The organism is Bradyrhizobium sp. 61 (genome assembly GCF_023073075.1).
Taxonomy (GTDB): Bacteria; Pseudomonadota; Alphaproteobacteria; order Rhizobiales; family Xanthobacteraceae; genus Bradyrhizobium; species Bradyrhizobium barranii.
The window spans coordinates 1-3,181 of sequence record NZ_JADPIU010000040.1; the positions used below are offsets into that span (position 1 = coordinate 1).

At 59.4% G+C, this 3,181-nt stretch carries 3 protein-coding genes; all 3 read left to right on the forward strand.

Translation table 11 applies throughout. The features are described from left to right. The first annotated feature begins 165 nt into the window (after positions 1-165). Positions 166-1,314 (forward strand): CapA family protein, encoded by a 1,149-nt coding sequence (locus IVB46_RS11865; protein ID WP_247342807.1) that lies wholly within the window; start codon positions 166-168, stop codon positions 1,312-1,314. 243 nt (positions 1,315-1,557) lie between these two features. Continuing rightward, positions 1,558-2,310, forward strand: a complete 753-nt coding sequence (locus tag IVB46_RS11870) for a cupin domain-containing protein (RefSeq protein ID WP_247342810.1) — start codon at positions 1,558-1,560, stop codon at positions 2,308-2,310. 61 nt (positions 2,311-2,371) lie between these two features. Then, on the forward strand, positions 2,372-3,181 hold an 810-nt coding region (locus IVB46_RS11875), incomplete at its 3' end, for a complex I NDUFA9 subunit family protein (protein ID WP_247342813.1).

Genomic DNA, 3,181 nt, shown 5'->3' on the forward strand with positions numbered 1-3,181 from the left:
GTGCGGATGCTGGCCGAGGTGATGACGGCGTTCAGAGGATCTCACGCCTGACGCGAAGACTAGTGTCCAATATCACTTCTAGTGCGGTTTGGATTTGACATTCGCCATGACTGCTCGCTCAGCCAAGGTAGCGAATGTCAAATCCACCGCACCAGGCGGTAATTGATGGCCGAGGAACGACATCTGACGGCTGGGCATCGGAAATCGGTGCGGCTCTTTCTATGCGGAGATGTCATGTGCGGCCGCGGCATCGACCAGGTGCTGGCGCATCCCTGCAGCTCCGACATTTACGAACGCCACGTGCGAACGGCGGAGACTTACGTGCTGCTCGCCGAGCAGGCGAACGGGCCCATTTCGCGGCGCAACGGGTCGTCCTACGTTTGGGGCGCTGCACTGGACCAATTGGAGCGCATGCAGCCGGACGCGCGGATCATCAATCTCGAAACGGCTGTGACCCGCAGCAATGACCGGGCGAACACGGGCATCAACTACCGCGTGAGCCCCGAGAATGCAGAATGTCTCGTGGCTGCCAAGATCGACTGCTGTGTATTGGCCAACAACCATGTGCTCAATTGGGGCCGCGCCGGCCTGCTGGAGACGCTGACTGTTCTTCAGAAACTCAACGTCAAAGCGACGGGCGCAGGACGCAACGATCACGAAGCGCGCGCACCCGCAGTGCTGAACCTTGCCAAAGCAAGGCTCCTGATCTTCTCGTTCGGATCGACATCGAGCGGCATCCCGTTCGGGTGGGCTGCGACGCCCGACGCTCCAGGCGTCAACTTGCTGCCTGACCTATGCGAGGTGAGCGCGTTGCAGGTCGCCAACCAGGTCATGGCACTCAGGAGGCCGGGCGATCTCATCGTCGTTTCGATCCATTGGGGATCCAACTGGGGATATCACATTCCGGACGAGCAGAAGGTCTTTGCACGGGCGCTCATCGATCAGGCAGGCGTGTCGATCGTTCACGGGCATTCTTCGCATCATCCGAGAGCAATCGAAATCTATCGAGATCGTCTCATTCTCTATGGCTGCGGTGATCTTCTGAACGACTATGAAGGGATCCGTGGTTACGAGCGCTACCGTGACGACCTGGCGTTGATGTATTTCGCCGACCTGGATCCGGCCAACGGAAACCTCCATGCGCTCAAACTGGTTCCCCTGCAGATCAAGAAATTTCGTCTCTCCATTCCATCGCGGCAGGACATTGAATGGATCCGGAAGACACTTGATGGGGAATGTCGGAAGTTCGGAACAAGAGTCATTTTTGATACCGAACGGCAGCTTGCACTTGTCGGGCAGAGGGCAACGACTTAACCCTCGTCAGCCTCCCCGGTACCGCTTTTGGCAGACACTCTTGAAAAACTCGAAAAATGAGCGAACGCTAAGATCTCGCAATTCTAAGGCAGCAGCTATCCTAGACTCGGAGAACCTCTCTAGAGCCGATACGAGGATTGCCGGCTCGAATCGCGCGGTGGCCGCTCGAAGCGGCCAGCCATTTCCAAGAGTTACTGCGAGAGCGTATGGTGGTCCGATTACCCGCTGAACCTGGAGGCAGTCATGCAGTTCAGGACAACCGGACTACTGTTGCTCGGCGCGATGGCGCTTCCCGTCTCCGGGACCGCACAAACCGCGCCCGCTCCACCGGCAATTACACGAACGGTGGTCGCTGCAACCAAATTGCCGACCGTCACGAACATGCCGCTGCATCTCAAAGCGGTGAACATCACCCTTCAAGCGGACGAGAAGTGCGGCGTCTCGGCGGCCGACGGCATCCTCTACCAGCTATCAGGATCGACCGAGGTTGCGCTCGATGGCGAGGCTAAAACGCTCAACGCCGGCGAGGGGCTATTCATCGCTGGCGGAAAAACCGCGGCGCTGACGGCGGGCGGCGGAGAGCCATCTACTTTCCTCCATTTTTTTCTTGTTCCCGCTTTGGACTTGGGTCGGCCTGTCGAGACGGCACCTGCTGCCGTGACAGAGCTATATCGGACCGCGACTCCAATCCCCGACCTGCAGCCAGGGGGGTATGATCTCAATCTCACGCGAGTTACATTTCCGGCGCGGATGCCCTCCAACCCGCCGCACCATCGCTCAGGAGCGGCTCTGTACTATATTATTTCCGGCACCGGAGCGAACACGATCGACGGCAAGACGGAAGCAAGGGGACCAGGTACCTTGATCTATGAACCGTACGCGCTCGTGCACCAATGGGGAAACCCGGGCAACGAGCCGTTGGTATTTTTGGCCTTCAACATCAATCCGGAAGGTGTGGCAGCTGTGCTTCCGGGCGGACCGGAAAAGAAACAATAGCTGACGGCGGGCCGCCCACAGCATCCGGACGGCCGTTCGCATGAATTGGCGAATTTGAATCATGGTGGCAACGAACGATCGCACCGTCACCGTGTTCGGCGGAACCGGTTTTCTCGGCCGCCGCATCGTTCGGCATCTGCGCTCTCACGGATTTCCTGTTCGGGCCGCGTCAAGGCATCCGGACCGGGGGCACAGACTGTTTGGTCCCGATGATCCGCAGCTTCAATCAGTGTGGGCCAACATTCACGACGAGCGGTCAGTCGCGGATGCGCTTGCCGCCGCTTGTGGCGTTGTAAACGCGGTTAGCCTTTACGCCGAGCGCGGACAGGAGACTTTTCATTCCGTTCACGTCGAGTCTGCGCAACGGGTCGCGGCTCAAGCACGTCGCGCCGGTGTCGATCGCCTCGTTCACATTTCAGGAATTGGCGCCGATGCCGGCTCACGATCGCGCTACATCCGAAAGCGCGGCGAAGGTGAACTGGCGGTCCGGTCCGCCTTCGGCGATGCACTTTTCGTCCGCCCGGCAGTAATGTTCGGACCAGACGATGCGTTTCTCACTACCATCCTTGGGCTCCTCCGCCGACTTCCGATCTATCCGATGTTCGGCCGCGGCCTGACCAGATTGCAGCCGGCGCATGTGGAGGATGTTGCGGAGGCAATTGGCCGGGTCATGCGGCAAGCGGAGATGCCTTCAACAATCTTCGGGTTCGGTGGCCCGCGCGTCTACTCTTACGAGGAGTTTCTTGGAGCCGTTGCGCGCCAGGCTGGACTGGTGCCCCGACTGGTTCCAATCCCGTTTGCCGCCTGGAATGCACTTGCGTGGGTCTCCGAAATGTTCCCAAGCCCGCTCCTCACGCGCAATCAAGTGCCA